General features: G+C 52.8%; 17 protein-coding genes and 1 pseudogene. 6 read left to right on the top strand and 12 right to left on the bottom strand.

What is annotated here, in order from left to right; genetic code table 11:
* Nucleotides 1-9: 9 nt before the first annotated feature.
* Together TK06_RS30785 and TK06_RS10095 are read right to left on the bottom strand one after the other, a co-directional pair.
* Entirely contained in the window at nt 10-3,039 is a 3,030-nt protein-coding gene (locus tag TK06_RS30785; RefSeq protein ID WP_086936631.1) for a beta strand repeat-containing protein, read from the bottom strand.
* A gap of 4 nt (nt 3,040-3,043) precedes the next feature.
* Complete coding sequence (locus tag TK06_RS10095) at nt 3,044-4,192, bottom strand: cytochrome-c peroxidase (protein WP_063321946.1); 1,149 nt, start codon at nt 4,190-4,192, stop codon at nt 3,044-3,046.
* A gap of 564 nt (nt 4,193-4,756) precedes the next feature.
* On the opposite strand from TK06_RS10095, the gene TK06_RS33015 reads away from it, so the two are divergent.
* The 4 genes from TK06_RS33015 (at nt 4,757) to TK06_RS33010 (ending at nt 9,077) form a co-directional block, all read left to right on the top strand.
* On the top strand, nt 4,757-5,122 hold the full coding sequence (locus TK06_RS33015; protein ID WP_086936630.1) for a DUF4113 domain-containing protein: 366 nt from the start codon (nt 4,757-4,759) through the stop codon (nt 5,120-5,122).
* Between the two features lie 547 nt (nt 5,123-5,669).
* On the top strand, nt 5,670-6,824 hold the full coding sequence (locus TK06_RS10085; RefSeq protein ID WP_063321945.1) for a dsDNA nuclease domain-containing protein: 1,155 nt from the start codon (nt 5,670-5,672) through the stop codon (nt 6,822-6,824).
* Complete coding sequence (locus TK06_RS10080) at nt 6,821-7,306, top strand: hypothetical protein (RefSeq protein ID WP_063321944.1); 486 nt, start codon at nt 6,821-6,823, stop codon at nt 7,304-7,306. Before TK06_RS10085 ends, TK06_RS10080 begins: the two co-directional genes overlap by 4 nt.
* On the top strand, nt 7,296-9,077 hold the full coding sequence (locus tag TK06_RS33010) for an AAA family ATPase (RefSeq protein ID WP_238992617.1): 1,782 nt from the start codon (nt 7,296-7,298) through the stop codon (nt 9,075-9,077). Before TK06_RS10080 ends, TK06_RS33010 begins: the two co-directional genes overlap by 11 nt.
* Nucleotides 9,078-9,398: 321 nt before the next feature.
* On the opposite strand, the pseudogene TK06_RS33005 reads toward TK06_RS33010, so the two are convergent.
* The 3 genes and pseudogenes from TK06_RS33005 to TK06_RS10070 form a co-directional block, all read right to left on the bottom strand.
* Nucleotides 9,399-9,525: pseudogene (locus TK06_RS33005) on the bottom strand (IS30 family transposase); the annotation flags it as partial.
* Nucleotides 9,526-9,579: 54 nt separating this feature from the next.
* Nucleotides 9,580-9,972: a hypothetical protein gene (locus TK06_RS32425; protein WP_153044831.1), complete on the bottom strand. Its 393-nt coding sequence runs from the start codon at nt 9,970-9,972 to the stop codon at nt 9,580-9,582.
* A gap of 94 nt (nt 9,973-10,066) precedes the next feature.
* Entirely contained in the window at nt 10,067-10,399 is a 333-nt protein-coding gene (locus TK06_RS10070) for a hypothetical protein (RefSeq protein WP_063321943.1), read from the bottom strand.
* A 539-nt stretch (nt 10,400-10,938) separates the two neighbouring features.
* Here TK06_RS10070 and TK06_RS10065 point away from each other — a divergent pair.
* A complete protein-coding gene (locus TK06_RS10065; RefSeq protein WP_063321942.1) occupies nt 10,939-11,805 on the top strand; it encodes a DNA/RNA non-specific endonuclease in 867 nt (288 codons plus the stop codon).
* A 64-nt stretch (nt 11,806-11,869) separates the two neighbouring features.
* On the opposite strand, the gene TK06_RS10060 is transcribed toward TK06_RS10065, so the two are convergent.
* Both TK06_RS10060 and mobH read right to left on the bottom strand, forming a co-directional pair.
* Entirely contained in the window at nt 11,870-12,121 is a 252-nt protein-coding gene (locus TK06_RS10060) for a hypothetical protein (protein ID WP_063321941.1), read from the bottom strand.
* A 260-nt stretch (nt 12,122-12,381) separates the two neighbouring features.
* On the bottom strand, nt 12,382-14,223 hold the full coding sequence (mobH, locus tag TK06_RS10055; RefSeq protein WP_063325125.1) for a MobH family relaxase: 1,842 nt from the start codon (nt 14,221-14,223) through the stop codon (nt 12,382-12,384).
* 191 nt (nt 14,224-14,414) lie between these two features.
* Here mobH and TK06_RS33450 point away from each other — a divergent pair, with 191 nt between their 5' ends.
* On the top strand, nt 14,415-14,789 hold the full coding sequence (locus tag TK06_RS33450) for a DUF3742 family protein (RefSeq protein ID WP_086936629.1): 375 nt from the start codon (nt 14,415-14,417) through the stop codon (nt 14,787-14,789).
* A gap of 19 nt (nt 14,790-14,808) precedes the next feature.
* On the opposite strand, the gene TK06_RS10045 is transcribed toward TK06_RS33450, so the two are convergent.
* The 5 genes from TK06_RS10045 to radC form a co-directional block, all read right to left on the bottom strand.
* Nucleotides 14,809-16,314 (bottom strand): conjugal transfer protein TraG N-terminal domain-containing protein, encoded by a 1,506-nt coding sequence (locus TK06_RS10045; protein WP_063321939.1) that lies wholly within the window; start codon nt 16,312-16,314, stop codon nt 14,809-14,811.
* The gene (locus tag TK06_RS10040; RefSeq protein ID WP_063321938.1) at nt 16,311-16,664 is read right to left on the bottom strand and encodes a hypothetical protein; all 354 of its coding nucleotides are present in this window, start codon (nt 16,662-16,664) and stop codon (nt 16,311-16,313) included. The genes TK06_RS10045 and TK06_RS10040 overlap by 4 nt, the downstream gene beginning before the upstream one ends.
* Nucleotides 16,661-18,067 (bottom strand): integrating conjugative element protein, encoded by a 1,407-nt coding sequence (locus TK06_RS10035; RefSeq protein WP_063321937.1) that lies wholly within the window; start codon nt 18,065-18,067, stop codon nt 16,661-16,663. The genes TK06_RS10040 and TK06_RS10035 overlap by 4 nt, the downstream gene beginning before the upstream one ends.
* Entirely contained in the window at nt 18,064-19,017 is a 954-nt protein-coding gene (locus TK06_RS10030) for a TIGR03756 family integrating conjugative element protein (RefSeq protein ID WP_063321936.1), read from the bottom strand. Before TK06_RS10030 ends, TK06_RS10035 begins: the two co-directional genes overlap by 4 nt.
* A gap of 167 nt (nt 19,018-19,184) precedes the next feature.
* Nucleotides 19,185-19,679 (bottom strand): RadC family protein, encoded by a 495-nt coding sequence (gene radC, locus TK06_RS10025; RefSeq protein ID WP_063321935.1) that lies wholly within the window; start codon nt 19,677-19,679, stop codon nt 19,185-19,187.
* Between the last annotated feature and the right edge of the window lie 490 nt (nt 19,680-20,169).

Here is a 20,169-nt window from a genome sequence, read left to right as displayed (position 1 = left end):
TGTATTACCTCAAGGATTGGTCACGCTGACGCTAATGGAGCCCACATTGGCAGCGGACGGATCGACATAGATCGTATAGGTGCCGGTGGTGGGAAGAGTCTGAGGCGATAAATTGAAACTGGAGCTGCTGGACGTCGTCGATGTAAGGGCTGTGTTGTCGGGTCTTTTTAAGGTGACGGTCACATTGCCAATACTGTTAGTGGTCAGGTGAACCGTTGCCACCTGACTCGATGTACCGCTGAACGTCGCACTGGCATTTTGTCCCTCTGCCGTTGTGGTGACGGTAAAGGCTGAGCCATTGATCGTGACTGTGCCGGTTACATCTGCCGGCACACTGGTCAGATGAAATGTCATGCTGCCGGTGTCAGCCCCGTTAGGGTTGAGATAGATGGTGTAGGTGCCCGTAGCCGGAAGCGTAAGAGTGTTCGTGTAGGAACCTGTCGACCATGGATTGCTATAAATAATGTTGCCGCTGTTGGTGTTGGCATTTCCGCTGGCGTCCGGTTTATAGAGGTTGACCCCTTCGCTGCGGGGATAGGTTGAGTTAGGTACGCTGAGGTAAATACGTTGGCCGGAGGTGCCACTGAAGGTCAGGCTGCCGTTCTGGCCAATGGCGGTTGTGGTCAGAGTGGCGTCGGCCCCATCAATGCTCATCGTGCCGGTGGCATCAGCGGGCACGCTGATCAAGTGGAACGTCATGCTGCCAGTGTCGGCGCCGGTCGGGTTGAGGTAGATGGTATAGGTGCCGGTCGCTGGGAGCGTCAGGGTGTCGGTGTAGGAGCCCGTTGACCATGGACTGCTGTAGATGATGTTGGCGCTATTGATGTTGGCATTCCCGCTGGCGTCCGGCTTATAGAAATTGAGCCCTTCGCTGCGAGGATAGGTGGAATTGGGGGCGCTGAGGTAGATGCGTTGCCCGGCAGTACCGCTGAAGGTCAGGCTGCCATTTTGGCCGATGGTGGTGGTCAGGGTGGCGTCGGCCCCATCAATGCTGATCGTGCCTGTGGCATCAGCGGGCACGCTGATCAGATGGAACGTCATGCTGCCGGTGTCAGCCCCGTTAGGGTTGAGGTAGATGGTGTAGGTGCCGGTCGCTGGGAGCGTCAAGGTGTCCGAGTAGGAGCCCGTTGACCATGGACTGCTGTAGATGATGTTGGCGTTATTGGTGTTGGCATTCCCACTGGCGTCCGGCTTATAGAGATTGAGCCCTTCGCTGCGGGGATAGGTGGAGTTGGGGGCGCTGAGGTAGATGCGTTGTCCGGCAGTGCCGCTGAAAGTCAGGCTGCCATTTTGGCCAACGGTGGTGGTCAGGGTGGTATCGCTCCCACCGACGCTGATCGTACCTGTGGCATCCGCAGGCACACTGACCAGGTGGAACGTCATGCTGCCGGTGTCTGCGCCGTTCGGGTTGAGAAAGATGGTGTAGGTGCCCGTGGCCGGAAGTGTCAGGGTGTCCGTGTAGGAACCTGTCGACCAAGGATTGCTATAGATGATGTTGGCGTTATTGGTGTTGGCATTCCCGCTGGCGTCCGGCTTATAGAGATTGAGTCCTTCACTGCGGGGATAGGTGGAATTGGTGGCACTGAGATAGATACGTTGGCCGGCGGTGCCACTGAACGTCAGGCTGCCGTTTTGACCGACGGAGGCCGATGCCAGTGTGGCGTCAGGGCCGTCAATACTCATGATCCCTGTTGAGTCTGGCGGCACGTCATACAGTTTGAGGGTGACATTGCCCGTGGCGTTACTGTTTGGGTTGATCAAAATTGTATAGGTGCCGGCGGACGGCAATGAGGTGGTGTCTATATCGCCAGGGGAGAGGGAACATGGCGTAGTGGTTAGGAGACTGCCATCGGGAGTGTAAATGGCGAGGGTAATACAAGCCGAAAAGGTCGCCCCCATTACATTCAGATAAAAGCGCTGGTTTTGTGTGGCATCAAAGAGAAGCAGTCCCTTTTTACCCCCGGTGGTGATACTGGCTGTCTTGCTCACCCCAACGGCCAGACGATCCATGTATTGAATGTCCGTCGCTAGCAATGGAGAGGGCGGAATGAATAGATCCTGCGCGCTGACGGTCGAGCCATAGGCCGTGGTAACACTGACTTTACCGCCCATGGTTTTGGTGGGAATGCTCGTTGCGATGGTGCTTGTACTGGTGGAAGTGATGATCAACGGGCTGTTGTTCAAAATCGCTTTTTCTTTGAATTTGTCGCTCTGGAAGTTACTTCCTGAGATGGTCAGCGCGGTGCCGGCTGTGCCGATAATCGGTGACAAGTTTGAAATGGTAGGAGCTGGACTCGCTGCAACGGTGAAATTGCCCGTCGAGGTGGCACTGCCCGCCGGCGTGGTCACGTTGACCGATCCCGTAGTGGCGCCGCTTGGAACCACCACGGTCAGACGGTTCGGATAACTGGGATCGATGGTCACTGAGCTGGCGGTTACGCCATTGAACTGCACGGTATTCTGACTTACCGTGCTACTGAAGTTGTTGCCGTCAATGGTGACGGTTGTGCCGACCGATCCCCGCACGGGTGAGAAGGTCAAGATGCTGGGATTGCCCGCAGCATAGGCCTTGATGGCGGTGATATTACCTACCACGTCGTAATTGTATTCAGCCGATGCCGTGCTATTGGTGACGCCAGCGAGGTGACCGGCCACGTCGTAGCTATAACCAATGGAACCGGTGCCTACAGTGATGCTGACGGCGGGCGAGGTTGTGGAGACGTTTTGGGAGTCTGTGGCTTTGGCCGTGAGGCTGTAGGTGCCTGGTGAAACATTCGTCCACTTGAAAGCAAATGGCGCAAGGGTGGCCGTGCTCAGTAGGGTGGTACCCTGATAGAACTCTACTTTTGAAATGCTTCCAACACTTGTAGCTGCGTTTGCGGCCAAGCTGATTGTCGCTGGTACGATAAACGAGGCGCCACTTGCCGGCGTCGTTAAGGTCACCGTAGGGGCGGCAGAGAGTTGGCCGGTAAACGCCATGCTCAGCATCCACCCTGTCATCACAACGAGCCGATACCACTCCGACACTTGCTGCGACATATCCCTATCCTCGGTTCTGTTGTGTGTGGGCTGATTCACATGCAGGGTCTTGCTTGAAATGAGGACTGGTCAGGGCTTTGAGAAACGCCACCAAATCGTTTTTTTCCGTCGGTGTCAGAACCAAAGGGCGACTGGCTTGGATACTGCGGTAATACGCTTCCAGATCTACGGCTTCTTCAAGCGTTGCAACGCTGCCGTCGTGCATATAGGGCGCTGTCTCAGCCACATTGCGTAGGCTGGGAGTGCGAAAGCGGCCGAGATCGATTGGATTGAGAGTGACGCTGAAACGACCCAGCTCGGCCGAGGCAGGATCAGATTGCACGAGAGCCTGGCGTTCCGTTGCAGTCAGCTTTGCAAATTGAATCGCCGCTGGAGCCAAGCGATCCGCCAGATACCTGAATCCAACACCCAGGGTGTGAAATTGTTGATCGGTGAACAATGCGCTGGTCTCGCCGATGACATGGCATTGCTCGCATTGGGCACGACCACGAAATAGCGCCAGGCCGCGCAAAGCATCTGTCGCCAGGGCCGTTTTGTCGTGTCCGTAGAGGTAGCGATCAAACGCAGAGTTACCTGCCACCAGGGTGCGCTCGTAGGCAGAAATAGCTTGCGCAACCTGCATGGTCGTTAATGCCTCAGGGGCTGTCGAAAATACCTTCTCGAAAGCCGCTGCGTAGTAACTGTCCTGCCGAATGGTTTGGAGGAGCTGCGCCTCATCCTTTACGTTGTGTTCGATTGGGTTAAAGAGGGGATCCGTCGCTTGCGTCTCGAGGCTTTCGCGTCGTCCGTCCCAGAACTGAGTGCTGGCATATGCTGCATTGATGAGGGTAGGGGTATTGCGTGTACCCAACTGACCATGAATGCCCTGAGCACGTGGCAAACCATCAATAAAGCCGCGTTCGGGGCTGTGACAAGTGGCGCAACTGATCGAGCCATCGGCACTCAGTTGCTTATCAAAGAAGAGTTTTTTGCCAAGTTCGGCTTTGTCTGTCAGATGATTGGGTAACGGGATTTCAGTAACCGCTGGAAGCCCCAGCAGATGATCTGCAGTTTGCTCAGCACACCCAGCTGACAAACGAAGCGCTGAGTCGGCCACGACCATTGTGCCCGGTAGCAGCAACACGCACATGCTCAAACCGCGCATGGTGCGCATGCTCAGTTCTGGTGCTTGGTGGACTGGAGTCGAGAGGCACGAGGGCCGATAAGGTCGTGGAAAAATGGAGAATGTTTCGTATCAATCCATTGGATACTCAACATTATTTGTTGAAGTTTTGAACCTGAAGCCACCATAAGCACCTCCCTGTGAACCAGAGCCATCTTGGGCCCCACGTACACATCGTATGCACAGCGGTTTGAACATTTTCATGTTCATGATGGGTCTTCATTCCATGACCTAGGGCAGATCAAGCGTCTACGATCTGTAGCGCGTCCAGTACGATGTGACACTAGTTCAGCGTTTAGAAAAAGCAATGGCATTTTGAAATTAACCTGAGTCGCTTGATCCTGCCGCTCACGGTGGTTGATCGTTTAGATGGGAAAGCTCATCGGTCTTGAGTACCAAGTTAGCGACACGCTTGGCACCTCCTTCAAATTGGGAAGACGTACCGTAGCCTCCGTCCTTCCGATTCCGCTTGTCTGATAATTCCTATACAAATTGACCGACATACTTGTACAACGTTAACTGTATGTTCGTACAGTTGTTTTGGTGTCGTGCGTCATGAGCTTTTCAATTCTCGGTCTTATCGCCGTGGGTGGCTTGAAGCTGCCCTTGTGTTCGTTTCGTGTGCCAGCCGGGTTTCCATCCCCTGCGGCGGATCACATCGAAGCGCATATCTCATTGGATGAGGTTCTGAATATCCGTGCCCCACATGTGTACCTGGTCTCGATTGCCGGGGAGAGCATGCAGCCTGCCAAGGCGACAAAGCTGATGGCTGTGTTGGACCAGATCAATGGGCGATGGGGCAGGGGGACGCTGCGCTCTGCGAGCGTGCCTGGCGACCCTGATTGGGGGATGCGGCGGGAGATGATGAGTCAGAGCTATACCACCAAGCTGGATCAGCTATGGCGGGTTCATTGCCATTAAATTGGTCTGGGAGGGGACCGCTTTGGTGTCAGTTTGTGGCCTGACTGCGTCAACAACCGGCCAGAAGCAGCCTCTCAGGGCGGGGCAGAAACGGACGTCTGACAAAACACCTATTCGTCTTAAATACAATCCCAAATGGCGAACCGCACACCGGTACGATCAGGGGGCTGCGGTGTCTTGCCAGGTACAAGGCAGCGGACGGTGCCAACATAATCATCTATCACACAGAGTGAGGAGATTGTGTGCGGCAACCTAGATCGTCCAGCATCGTTTACTGATGGCAATCAGCCGCATATGATGCAGCGACTAAAAGACCATCAGCCCCAAGGGCCTTAGCAATGGAAGCTAATCGTGAATATCAGCGCTCACGACATCGCACTACTCAAGCCCGGCAGCTTGTTGCTACCGCGATCACATCAGAACACGCCCCTCACCTCACTAAATGCCATGTGTGCCGCCGAACCGTTTGGGGGGCACGTAACTGCAGCGCTTCTCAACCGTTCAGAATAGCCGGCTCCAATCCGACAAAGAACGCTGAGCGCTATATATGAAACTTCATGAAGTTAAGGCTCGCGAGTTGAACGGTAGAGATACCATTCACAGATTTAAGGCCCAATTCAAAGCCGCAAGCCTAGAATGCTTAGCACTCCTCGAAGACTGCGCCATTGAGCGAGTCTTTTGCGACTACCACGAAGATTACGTGGTCAAGTTTGTTGATGACGGAGAGATCTACTACCGCTTCGTACAGGTCAAAACAAAGACAAAGCAGAACCATCTTTACAATATCCTAGAAATATTTGGTATCAAGAAAACCAAAAAAAACGGCCACGATTTGCCCAACAGCTTTGCCGGCAAGATGTTGTTGCACGTAGATAACTTCGGTGACACCTGTCACTCTCTTGTCATCTTAACGAACATCAACTTCGACGATGATGTCGAAGGTTTGGTCAACGATGCACAATCCGGCAATGTTGTATCCAAACACACGGCAACGCTAATAGCTGAAACTAAAAAACTTGTACCAAGTCTGTCAGCAAAGACCGACAAGGAAGTTCTCCACTTCCTGTCGCACCTAAAACTAATGCCTCGCCAGCAAATCTTGAACGACGACGACGATAACTTCGTTTCAAGCGCACATAGTCATATTTACAAATACAGTGAAATCAATTTGACTCCGAAGGAGATTCGGCTTCTGATCATTCAGCTTCTATCATTAATAGAAAGCAAATCATCAGAAGAAATAAAGGACAGCATGACCGAGGCTATGCTTAATGATAAAGCGAGTGTGACCCTCGATGACATGCTCGACATCCTTGCTATTTCTCGATCGGCCTATTATCTCCTCAGAAATGGCGGCGACCCGAGCGCTATTAAAAGCGTTTCGATTCTTCAGCGCGTATTAAAGCGAAACAACTATAAAGAAGAAACGCTTAACTCATTTGCAAACTTTAAGTCGCAGTGGGAAACCTGGTATCGCGTTAATAGGCACACAATCCAGGAGCTAAAACTTCTTGAGCTAATGGATGAAATAACAAGTCTGACAGATAACCTGGCTGTTGGAAAAATAGATATGAAGACAATTACAGGTGCGGTCGTCAAGCTAACAACTAATCTTCGCACACTATTAGACCGCAATGACCTAACTGAAGAATTAGTTTTTGGAGCCGTACTGTCTGAAATCGTGAAAGGAGAGTCTTCATGAATTTCCGTGAAGCTGTGGCTGTAGCAAACACTGAGTCCCAAAGTCTTAATTTCTCGTACTCGCCAAGAAACAGGTCTGACGTTTTGGGTAATGAGACTTTATTTCATATCCCGTTAATTGCACTGACCATAATTTTACTCGCACGTAGCCAAGCAAAGCCTAAACGTAACGACATTGGCATGCTGGTTGGGCAGTGTTTTGAACAGAGTATTGCCAGTTTCAAGGGGTCAACGCAAGAACTAGGTTGGTCTGCGAACTTAAGAGTAAGAACAATTAAGGCGCTGACATTCTTGGAGGACACTGGGATGGTCGTCGTTAACAAACACAACTCTCGGATCGATGCCGCAGAGCCTGGCAAGAAATTCATCGATAAAGTTATGAGCGAAGAAAGCCACCTTTGCGTGGCGCTCTTAACCATCAAAAGATCATATAGAAATATTTGCAAAGAACGAGACATCGAGGCCAAACTAGATGAAATTTGAATCCCTACAGTTCTTTGCAAGCCATGGTGGTGGGTGGGGCTCTCAAGAGCTGAGGTTTGGTAAATCTGTTACTCAGCTATTTGCCCTTAATGGAAGTGGGAAAACGCCGCTAATCCAATCCATCATGTTTTGTCTCGGATTAGACGTTCAGTTTCGTGAAGACATCATTCGGAATACTGGAAAGGTCGTCCTGCGAGTAAATATAAGCTCTAACTCACTTTCCTTTGAGCGCAAGGTAGGAGAGAAATACGACATCACCGTTAGCAGCGACGGCAGAACCATCAATCGCTTCTATAATGATGAAGACTTTTCCAGGTTCATGCTGGGTATCTTGAATCTAAGATCTGAGCGTCTGACTACTAATAGTGACACTGCTACAATTCCGTTTTTCTCGGCGATACTGCCACTATTTTATCTAGATCAGGACATCGGTTATTCGGACTATTACGTTCCGCCGCGACATAGCTTTATCAAAGCTCAGTATTCCGAAATGATTCGGCTAGCCGTGGGCCTCCCTGCCAGAAGCTCATTCGACGCAGCCAAAAAGACGATCAATCTCAAAAAAGAGCTCGACTACCTGGATAAGACTATTACAGATAGCCGTAAGCTTATGGAGAGGCTACGCCAAGACCTCCCAGCCGCTCCACGACTTGAAGCAGATATTGAGCGTGATATTACCTCACTCAAAGCTCGTCTTGATGAATTGAAGGCGACTAAGGACATTAAAAGCGAGACATTAAACAGCTTCGACTTCTTGATTACCGATCTTCGTCGCCAGCACCGAGAGATAGCCTCACAGCATATAACCCTAGAGTCGAGGATTCGCAGTTCGTCTCAAATACGAGATGAGATCGACAGCGAAATCGAGACCCTGGATTTGAATGAAGAAGCTCGCCGTGCATTTATTTCTTTTAGCGAAATATGCACAACCCCCTCGTGCGGGATGTTTCTCGTCAGCTCTGACTCGTATGGCAAAAGCCTGCTTTATCTCAAAGATCAGCTGAAAGACCTGGAAGCCGTGACCGTCGCGAATATACAGCAGGCTGAAGCTCTGCAGACCAAGATGACTTGGCTAGAAGGACAAATCGCTGATCTTTCCACAAAGAGAGGGATTGCAGAGCGCGAAGCAGGGATTGAGATGTTCATTGAGGCGATCAGTAGAATTGCCTCCGAACTCTTCGAGTTAGAGCTCGAAAAAGGTCAACAACAGAAATACAAGAGCCAACAAGGTAAGCACCTTGAACTGCTGAATCGGCGAGAGGCGGTTCAAAACGAGCTAGAGTCTCTCGGAAAAACCAGAGAGCAATCTCCGGATGTAATGCGATTCAAGCTCGCGTTAGCCGAGAAAATGGCCCGTTGGCTAGACATCCTAAACTCCAAGAACATCTCCAGAGAGATCCAGATCGACAGTGATCTGAAGCCAATTCTTGGCTCTGAGAAACTTGGGATCATCAAAGGTAGTTCTAAGGCTCGTACGGTGCTCGCATTCCACGCTGCGCTATTTGAAATTTGCACCGGCAATCCAACCTCGCCCTTCCGAACATTGATATTCGATACCCCTCGTCAGCAGGAGATTCACTCAGAGGATCTGGATGCGTACATCAAAGAGCTCAAAGTAGTGTCTCTAAAAAATAACGCTCAGGTTATCTTCTCGACTACCAGCTACCGCTTCGAGATCGATCCGGCGACGGATGAAGAATGGCTTCCAAAGTTCGGTGGTTTTGAACAGCCAATGTACCTCGGACATTTAAATAACATTCTGGACTCATAGTCTCCGAACTGCTCCGGCAGTACGGCCTATACCCCCTCATTGTACAAGGTGCTCCATGACAGCTTTGGTTCAGCTTCTCAGCGTATCGGCCAGGTTGTTCTTTATGAAGACAGTAGTTCAGACACGACCTTGAATCGCTCGTTAGTTTTTAGACGCAAAATGGCTGATTTTGGCCGTTTTCTGTCGGTCCCCAAGGGCAGAAAACGGCCCATTTCTGCCTGGCTGAAGGGCGGAATTCAACCGGTCGCTGCAACAGATTGACTAAATCGTTCAGAAGGGTGTCTGGTAGTTTAGGGTTTTTCGAGGGCGGCTATTTACCTACCTTGCCACTTCATTGAGTGTGGCTTGCAAGTGCCCCAAAGATCAGTCCCTTTCGAGAAGTACTGCCTTAGCACCCGTTAGTGTTCTCATTCGATCCCCGTTGCCAAGAACGATGAGGATCGCAGAAGCGGGGGTGTAACTGTTTTGCACCCTGTTATTAATAGCACGGCAATATTATTGATTATATTTTAAAAACACGATCTAAAAACTCCTCGGATGCAAAACCTTTCGGGATTACCGAGCGTGTAACATCTTGTTTTTTCCAATGGTCAGAGACGTGCGCAAAGTATAACTCTTCTAGTTTGTCACGATCTGCATTTGTTATTTTTTCCAAGCTCCTAATGAAGCCTGCTGCATGCACACCTCTCAAATAATAATTAATAAAATCACAAGAATTTAAAGGCAAATACAGCACGTCTGGATGAGACCAGTACAATGTAATGTCTTCATCATAAACCCAGTCACTTACTTCATTATCTTTGATTTCTATTTTAGCCTTGAGCTGCTCAATATGATCTGCCGCTTTTTCTTGATGTCTCTCAATAAGGCTTTTTACATACCCAATACTCAACATGTGCCAACCTTTATTCAATGCAACTAAAATGTAAAGTTTAGCTAGGGCGGGCTTGAGGGTGAAGCTTCATTTTCTTGGGAATTCGACTGCTTGATTAAACAGCAATTTCAGCCAATGCCTCTCCAATGCCGAAAATCGAAGGATCGCCAGACGGGGGAACTACTGCAAAAGCTTTCGTCTGAGCATACTGACCATGGCCACGTAGCTTGTTGTCCCAAGCTGCAACCACATCAATCGCGTCTTTCACTTCTCCGCCCCAATTGGTAATTTGGCAGTAACGATGGTAGATATCGAGCACGTCTGATCGATCAGGCTCTGATAGCTTGCCTCCAATCTCCGTCGCCTGTCGCAAGGCGTTGTAATAGGCTTTTGCGGCAGTCAGGGTGTTGAAAACCGTACCGCTCTTCACAATAACTTTCTTTGCCATGGTGTTATTCCTATGTTGGTCGGATATCTGCTTTTTTTCAAGCACGATTCATTGGCCTGACTAATCAGGCAACCTAGTCCTTTCACGGTGCGGCCGTCCTTGCCGATAGACCGTAACTATAGTCCACCGTGGCCATTTCAACGCCAGCCCCGACCAATATTCGGAATGCGACGTCAAGGCAGTCATCACCAACGGCTTCAACGCTATGTCGGCAGGCAGCGTATATTTTCCGCTAAGGGCTCTTACCGCATCCGTCAAATCGAGCGCAGCTGTTTCGAAAGGCTTTTCAAGCAGCGGCAACAACCCGACATGGCTGAATTCTTCGTTCATCTTTTCCCCGATTGCTGAATGCGGTGCGCCGTAGTCCAGGAGGCGACTCTTTGCCGGGTTCTACCTGTTGCCGCCCTCACCTCTGGGCCGAACGCAGTCGTCTGCTCATCTACTCCTCCTTTGTAATACACGCTTTGAAAGGCTACAGCGGTGGTCTCGCTGCAAACTGCGCCCTATGCTCACAGGCCTTTTTTCAGGAAACGGTTTCAATGCAAGGAATGCAAAACATAAAACTGGCCTCACTCCTCATCCTCCCACTGATAGCGGCTTGTACCACCCCAGGACCAACAGACGCCCCTGACACACCCAAGCGGCTCTTGACCCAGCCAATAACCATCGACAACTGCGCAGTCGGCTGTCCATCTGGAGGAAGCGATGTCACGCTCAACCGGCAGGCCTACACGCTAAACAACAACGGCTCTACGAAATTTGCCAACTGGGTCGCTTACAGGATCACCAGGGAAACCCCAGCCAGAGGGCGTCCGCGAAACTGGAAAACCGACCCAGACGTTCCTGCTGACCAAACACTGAACCCTGTCGATTACAACGGAGCCAGCGTTGCTCTGAAAATAGACAGGGGCCACCAAGCGAACCTTGCTTCCATGGGGGCTGTATCGGATTGGCAAACGCTGAACTATCTCACCAACATCACGCCTCAAAAAATGGACCTGAACCGAGGCCCATGGGCACGCTTGGAGGATCAAGAGCGCAGCCTTAGCAAGGCACCTGATGTTGATGCCGTCTATGTGATCACCGGCCCTCTGTACGAAAAGAACATCGGCTCGCTACCAGGCACAAACAAAGTCCACACGATCCCAAGCGGATATTGGAAGGTCATCTTTACCGGCGGTACTCCTGCCAATGGTCTGTACGCAGCATTCATCATGGAGCAGAGCACACCGCGCTCAGCCAATTTCTGTGACTTCCAGGTGACGGTGTATGAGATCGAGGAACGCTCGGGATTGACGTTCTGGAGTGCATTACCTCAGGACATCCAGACAGAGCTGAAAGCGAAGAAAGGGCAGTTGTCTCAGAAAATCGGCTGCAATGCGACAGCAGAGCTATCCAACAGCTAAAGCCGCATAGAAAACCACCTGTCATGAACAGGTGGTTTTCAGTACGTCTAAGGTGATCGAAAGATCAGTGAAGAAATTTCATAGCCGTGAGAATAATGCCAACAGCAGCGGACGTGATGACACCCATGCGGATTGTCAGCCTCACGTCGGCTTTTGCAATCTCAGCCGTTAACCGGTGCTCGAGATTAGCGAGATCACTTTTGGTTGCGAGAAGGGTATGCATGTCAGACTCCATTGCTTCGATCACGGCATGGGCTTTCTGCTCAGGGACGTTGATCGACATCAACGCTTGGTACAGAGCTAGGTCCATTTTCATTAAGGCCTCCAAAAAAATAGGGCCTTGTCCCACGACGGGAAAAGGCCCGTCGTGGGTGAGAAATACTGTGTTTCCGAATCGACCGTTAAGTCGACCTAACCGCACTGCAGGAAACGAAGCGGTCATTGGGAGGGATCCTACGGATAAGCTCCGTAGCGCCGTCTGAAAGATCCTTGGCGGCTGGGCATGTAGCTGACTTTGTCAGCAAAACGCGTACATAAATTGCTTCCCTGGCGGTTGGCTGTCAACCCAAAAACCGGTTACCGAGTGTTTCCTAAAGTTGGAGTCTTGCGTTTCCTCGGCATCGAATCCAGCAGCTTGAGGTAAGGGTTGTTCAGCGCCAGGTCATTCATGAGTCCTTCGTGCGACTTGAGTAGGTAACCGTACAGCCTTCGGGTTTTGCGGGCACCACTGACCTCACAGATCCAGATATTCAGATCGTTGGGTTGCTTCCGATGCAGCTTCAATTCCTCGAACCGCTTTTGAATCCACTCCCAGTCCAAAAGCTTTTCTTTCTTGGCAATGCGTGCCAGATGGGGATGTTCTTGGGCATAGCGTAGGAAGACGCCTGGGGTAACCAAATAGAGGGTGTCGCTGACTGTATGCACCAGGGCGTTGGCGTCATTCATGATAATTCGATGAGATCGCAGCCCGTTGGTCAGCCATTCCATGAAATGAGCGCCGGACAGCTTAACGGGTTTGCTGCCCTGGGGAGACGCATCACTTGGCGAATGGTCAGTCTCTTCAAGTGGAGGGGCGAAATCTTCGGGTAGCGCTGGAGGCCCACCAAAAAGGTCCATGAGTGAATCGAGTGAATTCGGTGCAGATGAATCCATCGCGATTGAGTTTGATGGTGGGGTAGGGGGCATGAGCGACCCAACCGACGATTCCCTGGCTGAGGGAGGAGCTTGATGGTGGATAGAAGCGTCGTCGGAGAGTGTTGTGGCGCTCTCTAGCGGTATGACCGCCACCGAGCCTGTGAATGCGTCTGGACGCTCTTCACGGTCCCAGATCATGGCTGGGGACAGCTTTAGGAACGTAAAACTATGGGACCAGCCTGTTTCGCTGGTGACGGTCGCTTTCCAGATGGCTTTGCCATTGGTGTTGGGGAGGGCAATGCCGTGCTCCTGGAGCACATTGAAAATGGCGATGTTTTGCTCCGGAATCCCATCGACACCTTGCGAAAGCAGATGAGCGCGTAATTTGTCTGAGACGGTTTTACTGACCAGCCAGAGGGCTTCTTGAGTAAGCCAGCCATCTGAAGCTTGAGGCTGATTGAGCTTGAGTTCTTCGCTCAGCAAATAGCGCAAACCTTCCAACAGCTTACGTTGCAGAGCATGTTTGGGGGCTGCCATGGCCTTGGTAGGGTCACCGCCGAGTGCTTGAGCAACTGAGGCCTGGTCCGCTTTTGAGATCAGGATGCCGAGCTCGCCCGCATGTTCGTTTTGTCCTGCACAGTTGAACATCAAAGCTGTCCATAGCTCAGGGAAGGTGCTGAGCCAATCCATTATTTCGCTGTTCAGAATCTTATGGATGAGCACTCCGGCTACAATGCCGTGGAGTCGGTATTGGCGGTTTTTTTTATAGCGCGCACGGTAGGGGGCTGAGAGTGGACCCTGCCAGGGGTGCCAGACGCGGCCGTCACCATACTCGACATGCACGTCTACAGCGATCTTGCCCAGGTCATGGCCCAGGGCCGCGTATACGAGGGCGGCAGTCCAGGCCTCAGCCTGGATGATTTGTACTTCAGGCTGAGCACCAGAGGGAAGCAGGTAAGATTGCCTTAGCTTTAACGCGTAGATAACGACTTCAAGCCCATGATCAAGCATGCCGCCGGGGTATGCGTGGTGATGACTTTCAGAGGCGGGAAGAAGCTGAACCAGTTCGGCGTAGCGGTTGATCGGGTCGAGGTAGATCTCGTTGAATTGTGGGCGGGAGACGGCAGTGTGCTGCCATATTAGCTTCAGCAGTTTTTCCCGGCGCGGTGTGGCCAAGAGGGACTTTGCTGACTGAGGACGAGTCAGTCCTGCAGGTGCCGTTGGCTCGGTTGGATCGATGTGTTTTGGAGCGGGTCGTGACTTGCGATGAAACAGCGAGAACATGATTGATCCTTTCAACTGGGTGTGCAGGAAGGCCTTTTCTGCTTTTCGGGTAGGGCCTTTCCCCTTCTGCTCCATTCCCTTGGTTTACCCCTTTTTCCCGTTTACCTTTTGAGCCCATAGCAGATAGCTGGGTAGCTGGGCTGCGTCTTAAGGCAGCGGTTGCCTTTTCTGAAAGGTTCATCGGTAAGTGAGTGCTTAATGTGTATGAGGAGAATAGAGCTTCTAGATCAGCCCGATTCGGCGAATGGCTTGGACGTCGATGGCGAGAGTACCGCCGTGTAGAAGGCGATATTTCGCGTTGGCTGATCCAAAAGGGATTGTCTAGACGGTCCGTCAAAGGTTTGAGGTGGACCATCCATATTGGTCTGTTGCTTGTTGTGCTTGTATTTGCGTTTTGGGTAGCACTGATTGCTGGATTCATAGTCGTTTTGGCTAGCGGCGTTGTTCGTTCTTACAAAAGGAAGGAGGAGTGGGCAATTGGCGAGCAGTACGATGAGCGGAACGATCCGTTCTATGATCCGATCAATTATTCTCATACGATCGATCCTAGGTTTGACGACGATTGATCTGAGTTCACAGTCGCTCCTATTTAAGCCGCTTACTAATCCATTCGCCTCCCTCGGCACCTGCTTGTCCAGCTGCTTTAGTACTATCTGTAAGTCCATGAATCAGGTTTCCGGTTCGCACACCTACCCATGCCAAACTCGTAACCCAAAATGCTGGTAGTACGATGAACAGGGTCGCCATGACGTAGTTCAGCAGCATGTCCCCGAAGGAGTTGTTCGCGCCTAGGAGCACGTTGAAATTGCTGTGGGGTGAGTTCCAGCCGTAGAGGGCGTCGAGGATGGTGCTGTCGAGCCAGCGTGCGAGCTGGAACCAGAAGTCGACGAAGAACAGGGCGAATTGCACGCAGCTGATGGTGACCAGGGCTTTGAGCTCGTAGGTGCCGATGACCAGGATCAGTGGGATGCTGATGGTCAGCGCCATCTTCAGAAAAGACAGCACCATGGGTAGGGCTTGGCGTACGACATCCATCGCAGGGAAGTACGCCGTTGCACCTACTGTCAGGCCCAAATCTGAGGCTAAGCGTGCGGTCAGGTTGGAGGCACTCATGTCGATCTGGCCTGCGTAACTGGAGTAGACCTGGCCTTGGTTCAGCGTCTGCTGACGTGGTGAAGCCACCGAACGAACAACGGCGTCCTCGGCTTGGGCCATGCTGAGGAAGCGTGCCCACTGGGTAAGTCGAAACAGTAGATTGGGATCAACCTGCCGCAACAGCCTGCCCCTTAGTCCGTGACCGACATCCGACCACCACTGCTTGCAACTCGGATAGCCACCACCGCCCGGAACCTGCAAGAGGCCTGCATCACGTGCGCTGTTGTAGGGCCAGCGGCTGCGAGGTGTTTTTGAGCGGTACGCGTCGTAGTAGTCGTGGGTGTCGAGCAGGTATTTTGAGCCAATCCAGTTGATGTCATCCATCAACGCTTCGCTCAACGTAGGCCGGTTCATGAATAGCTTGGCCCGGGCCGGGCCGTAGCAGTCTTGGCTAAAGTCAGCCACTTCCTGAGCCAGGAGAGGGTCGTCGATGCGAGCGGTATCGATGTCGATGCGTATCTGTCGCAGATCTGTACCGCAGGGGATTGCAGCAGTGGCTCCCCCCGTCAGAGCCTTGGACAGCGAGTGCATGAAGAACCACCACACAGGCACCTTTGCACTTTGGTTGTTGAGCGTGGTGAAAGTGTTGGACCAGCGCGTGTCCTGAGGTGTAGCGATGCTGACCTGGCATTGTGTGGAGCGTGTGTCGTCGAATGCGATGGTGTTCAAGTCCACATCAATGAACGGCACACCCGCGAACATGATTACGACGATGGCGACCCAAACCCGATTTTCGATACGCAGCGAGGAGAGCACCCCTTTGTTGCCTTCGTCAGCACCTTCACTACGGGCCCTGAGCCACTCCTGAACGATGATCGCCAGGAAAGGCAGGGTGAAGACTCCGCTAGCAACCAGCATCTCCCATATCCCGTTGTTGACGATCCATCCGACCAGGGTGAGGTAATACTCCAGATAATCGTTCGTGTAGAGCGTCATGGGCGTGTCCAAGGCCGGCTTTCGTCGGTGACGGCTAACAGCTCAAGCAGAATGAGGACTCCAATGGCGGCGACCTCGGCGCACAGCAGGCGTCGATGCTGTTCCGCTGTGAGCCCGCGATGGGTGAGGCGCCGACGCATTCGGTACCACGCCACCGCAGTTGCGCCGTATAGGGTCAGCCGCCAGATCAGCAGAGCTGTTTTGTTCCTGTCCAGCCAGGAGTACCAACCGTTCAAATCGTTGGCTGCTTCCAGGGTCAGCAATCCGACGACGATGAATGCCAGGCCAAGGGTGACGCCCCATAGAACCAGATGACCGATTACAAGCCGTGTCTTTGATGGACGCATCATCGAGATTGGCCCTCCGGTACCGCCTGCTGGATCAGATCCAGGCGGTTGCGGACAGGGTCCCCTTGATAAACACCGCGAGAGGCAGCGGCGCGTTCACTCTGACGCTGGATCAGCATCATGGGTGAGTTGCTCGCCAGGGTGCGACGCAGCTCGAGTTCGGTTTTGAGGTTGTTGATTTCCTGAGTCAGGGATTCGCTTTCGGTGTTGATAGCTTGCTGAGCCAGTTGGTTGGCCGCCACGTTGGGCTCTTTGCGTCCGGTGAGTAAGGTTCGTTGCAGCAGCAGAGCTTTTTCCAGGACGCTGGAGAGGGCTATTTCTGAGGCAAGACGTTTTGCCAGCAAGTCTTGATCAGGTTCATCGCGTAGTGCTTCGATGACGCCGCGGGTGATGGGCAATGATTGGCTGCCCGCTGCCATGAGATGTTCGGCGGAGGTGGGCTTGCTGCCTTTGATCAAGGCATCAAGGACTTGCAGCTTGGCTTCGTACTCCTCCTGGATGAGTGGAGTGAGACCTACGCCAGGTTTGGTTTGAGTTTTGGTGCAGGTGTCGCAAGTCTGGTGTTCTCGTTCTCCCAGGACACGGGTTGCCCAGGCTTCGGCCTCCTGGGGTGACGACCAGGTCTGGCAACTTAGGCGGTTGCCGCAGCTGTTTTTGGGGATAGGGGCACGGTTGCCGGCGTCACGACCATTGAGCAAATTGAAACCGGCGCGGGTGACGTCGGAGACGACTTTGATGGGCGGCTGTCGTTTGCCTCCAGCCGACAGACCCCCAATCCAGGGGACGCCGTTGTTGCCTCGATTTGCCTCCGCCTGCTCAATCGCCGCAACGGCGTCGTGGTTTTTGACGGTATGACTCAGTGCCATCCCTTCGGCCAACTGCCCCCAACCGAGCTGGCCACCGGCGATATCTGCCATCCGTTCGGCGACAGCTCGGCAGGTTGATTTGGAACGATCAAAGTCCAGTCGTGCTTGCAGAATGCCGTTGGTGAGTAGGTTGTAGAGACCGGGGTCAGCACGCTGGATGATCAAGGCTGGGAGAGAGGCTACTGCGCTGGTAGCGTTCTGGATGATATTGCCCATGATGGATTTGAAGCCGCGTGTGGCACCGTTGAGTTGGTTCTGCAGCGTGGTGTCCAGGCTCATGTCACCGCAGATCAAGTTGGCGTCCCAGCCGGCCCCTACCGAAATGCTGTCCATGGACGCCGATCCCCCCATGGACACAGCGCGTCCGCCGCCAATGCTGTAGAGCACATCGTCTCCAATCGAACCGCTGTGATTGATGCCGTCTTTGTTGATCTGGGTTTGAGCGGCGTATGCGTTGTGGGCCGTGAGAAGCAGGGTGGCGATGATGATTCTGGTGACGGAACGAGGAGAGACTGGAGCGCGAAAGTGGGCTGTTTTCATTCGCTTGCTCCCGCGAAATCGGTACTGCCCAGGAATATCTGGCCCTTGCGTTCGCAGCAGCTGTAGGGCCGCCAGAGGGCCCAGGCGTAGTCGCCACGTGGTGATTGAACATGCACAGCGTTGTTAGGAAAGACAACGCAGGTTGGGGATTGGCTGGGCATCAGCTCTTGCCATTTCCCGGTGCTTGCGTCGCTTTCTTTCAGCGGGCCGGCTGGCCAGTACCCATCCCGCTTTGAGCCCAGAAGCGGCTGGTACACGTGTGCTTGGCCTTGCCGAGTGACGATGTCTCCCGCGCGTTGAGCGACAACAGCAGCGCTTTTGTGGTCGTCGACGCCATGCAAAAAACCTCCACGGGGATAGACCGCTCCCCACAGGTTCCCGGCAGCGCGACTGCCGATCTCCCTCATGCCCGGCGTGACAGACTCAGGAAAGACCAGCTCCGGAATGTTGTAGCGCCAGGCGACACTGTCCAAGGTGCTCAGGAAGTAGGGCATCATCATCTGTCCAGCACCTGGGCAGGAGTAACCAGACTGCCCCGCAAACTGGCTGAAGGTGGCTCCTCCAGGATGACCGATTACATCGGCATTCTTGAATTTGGCGAGGTCATTTTCATGGCTGATGCCTGCACTGCCATCGCCGCCGCCCTGGGCAGAGGCATTGGCTGAGCTCATGGCTCGGACTTCCGTCCAAGGGTTCTCGCCGGTGGTGCTGTAGCTCGACACCACTGCGTCAGGGACATAGTGGTGAACCTTCGAAGAGGTTTTAACGCTGCATCCGAACTTGGTGCAGAAGAGCCAGTAACAAATGCCTACCACGCGATAGGCAATGCAATCTGGCGACAGGCTGGACGCAGTGATGGTTGCGGTATTCAACGCGTGCGCGGAGAGCGGAATTCCGACGGCTAGGGGGATGGCAATCAAACGGAAAATTTTTGAGCGGTGGTAGGACATGGATTGATCCTGTGCAGGGTTATCTGCACAGTGAATCAGCGGTCGGAAGCCCATACCCGTGAAAAACGGATTCAGCTGCCTCCCGTATAGGTGTTAACCCAGAAAAAAAGCGCCCTGAAAGGGCGCTTCGGCTAGGAGGTAGCGGAAAGATCAGGCTGCCTGATGGTTCAGAGCAAGCCAGCTTCAGCGAAAGAGTAGGGCTCACCTTCTCCGATGATGAAATGATCCAACAGACGGACATTGAGCCTTGGCAGCAGGTCGTTTAGCACCTTGGTGATTTCTTTATCCACGTTGCTCGGCTGAGTTTCGCCAGAGGGGTGATTATGGGCGACGATGACCGCTGCGCAGTTATGCTCCAGAGCGCGTTGCAGTATCCGTCTTGGATAGACGCTCACCGAGTCAATCGTGCCGTAGAACAGCGGTTCATAGGCCACCACTCGATGAGCGCTGTCTAGGAAAAGCGCAGAGAACACCTCTTGAGGTTCCCCTGCAAGTTGGAGCTTTAAATATTGGCGAACGTCGTGCGGCCTTTCGAGGTAAGGACCGCGCTTGAACATACGCTGCTCCAGAATGGAGATCGCTTTTTCGACCAGCAGGTCATCATGATTAGAGGGCTCATTCTCTTGAATGGAGGGCTTGGCCGGTGGAAAAATTGTTGTCATGGGAGACTCCGTTGACGAAAAGAGGCTCCCGTCCCAAAGGGCGGAAACCCCAAGGGACTGTGTTAGATAGAAGACCGAGCTGACTCGGAAGGGAGAAAGGTGCATCCACCACCGCTTGAGCGGAGATTCGCTAAAAAGGATGCTCAGCGAACGATTTTGGTCTGCGCAGTGACGCTGCGCCGTAGCCTTAAGGACCAGAGCTACCTGGGCAGTTGCTAAGGGTGTCAGAGGTGACACGTCGTTGCCGGATCATTGTTATGAGAATGAAGGTCGCTGTCCCGATTTAAACCGTCCTGACAGCTCTCCACTTTTTCATTCGTACTTCAACGTCTTCCCCCGGCTCGATCACTTATGTGGGGTGGACCTGTATTAAGTGGAGGAGTGCTCATCTGGGTGTCTGGCATGCGGCCAGCTAGCCTCTCGCTTCATCCTCAAGCTTTCCTTGGCCACTGCTGAGTGGAGTGCCTCCGTCAAAAGATCCGCAAGTCGT

Source organism: Pseudomonas fluorescens, assembly GCF_001623525.1.
Lineage (GTDB): Bacteria > Pseudomonadota > Gammaproteobacteria > Pseudomonadales > Pseudomonadaceae > Aquipseudomonas > Aquipseudomonas fluorescens_Q.
The sequence above is the reverse complement of the archived record's forward strand: the minus strand, read 5'-3'. Positions and strand labels throughout refer to the sequence as shown.

Coding starts and splice junctions, on each gene's coding strand:
- TK06_RS30785 (WP_086936631.1), bottom strand. CDS start 3,039: ATGTCGCAGCAAGTGTCGGAGTGGTATCGGCTCGTTGTGATGACAGGG.
- TK06_RS10095 (WP_063321946.1), bottom strand. CDS start 4,192: ATGCGCACCATGCGCGGTTTGAGCATGTGCGTGTTGCTGCTACCGGGC.
- TK06_RS33015 (WP_086936630.1), top strand. CDS start 4,757: ATGAGCTTTTCAATTCTCGGTCTTATCGCCGTGGGTGGCTTGAAGCTG.
- TK06_RS10085 (WP_063321945.1), top strand. CDS start 5,670: ATGAAACTTCATGAAGTTAAGGCTCGCGAGTTGAACGGTAGAGATACC.
- TK06_RS10080 (WP_063321944.1), top strand. CDS start 6,821: ATGAATTTCCGTGAAGCTGTGGCTGTAGCAAACACTGAGTCCCAAAGT.
- TK06_RS33010 (WP_238992617.1), top strand. CDS start 7,296: ATGAAATTTGAATCCCTACAGTTCTTTGCAAGCCATGGTGGTGGGTGG.
- TK06_RS32425 (WP_153044831.1), bottom strand. CDS start 9,972: ATGTTGAGTATTGGGTATGTAAAAAGCCTTATTGAGAGACATCAAGAA.
- TK06_RS10070 (WP_063321943.1), bottom strand. CDS start 10,399: ATGGCAAAGAAAGTTATTGTGAAGAGCGGTACGGTTTTCAACACCCTG.
- TK06_RS10065 (WP_063321942.1), top strand. CDS start 10,939: ATGCAAGGAATGCAAAACATAAAACTGGCCTCACTCCTCATCCTCCCA.
- TK06_RS10060 (WP_063321941.1), bottom strand. CDS start 12,121: ATGAAAATGGACCTAGCTCTGTACCAAGCGTTGATGTCGATCAACGTC.
- mobH (WP_063325125.1), bottom strand. CDS start 14,223: ATGTTCTCGCTGTTTCATCGCAAGTCACGACCCGCTCCAAAACACATC.
- TK06_RS10045 (WP_063321939.1), bottom strand. CDS start 16,314: ATGACGCTCTACACGAACGATTATCTGGAGTATTACCTCACCCTGGTC.
- TK06_RS10040 (WP_063321938.1), bottom strand. CDS start 16,664: ATGATGCGTCCATCAAAGACACGGCTTGTAATCGGTCATCTGGTTCTA.
- TK06_RS10035 (WP_063321937.1), bottom strand. CDS start 18,067: ATGAAAACAGCCCACTTTCGCGCTCCAGTCTCTCCTCGTTCCGTCACC.
- TK06_RS10030 (WP_063321936.1), bottom strand. CDS start 19,017: ATGTCCTACCACCGCTCAAAAATTTTCCGTTTGATTGCCATCCCCCTA.
- radC (WP_063321935.1), bottom strand. CDS start 19,679: ATGACAACAATTTTTCCACCGGCCAAGCCCTCCATTCAAGAGAATGAG.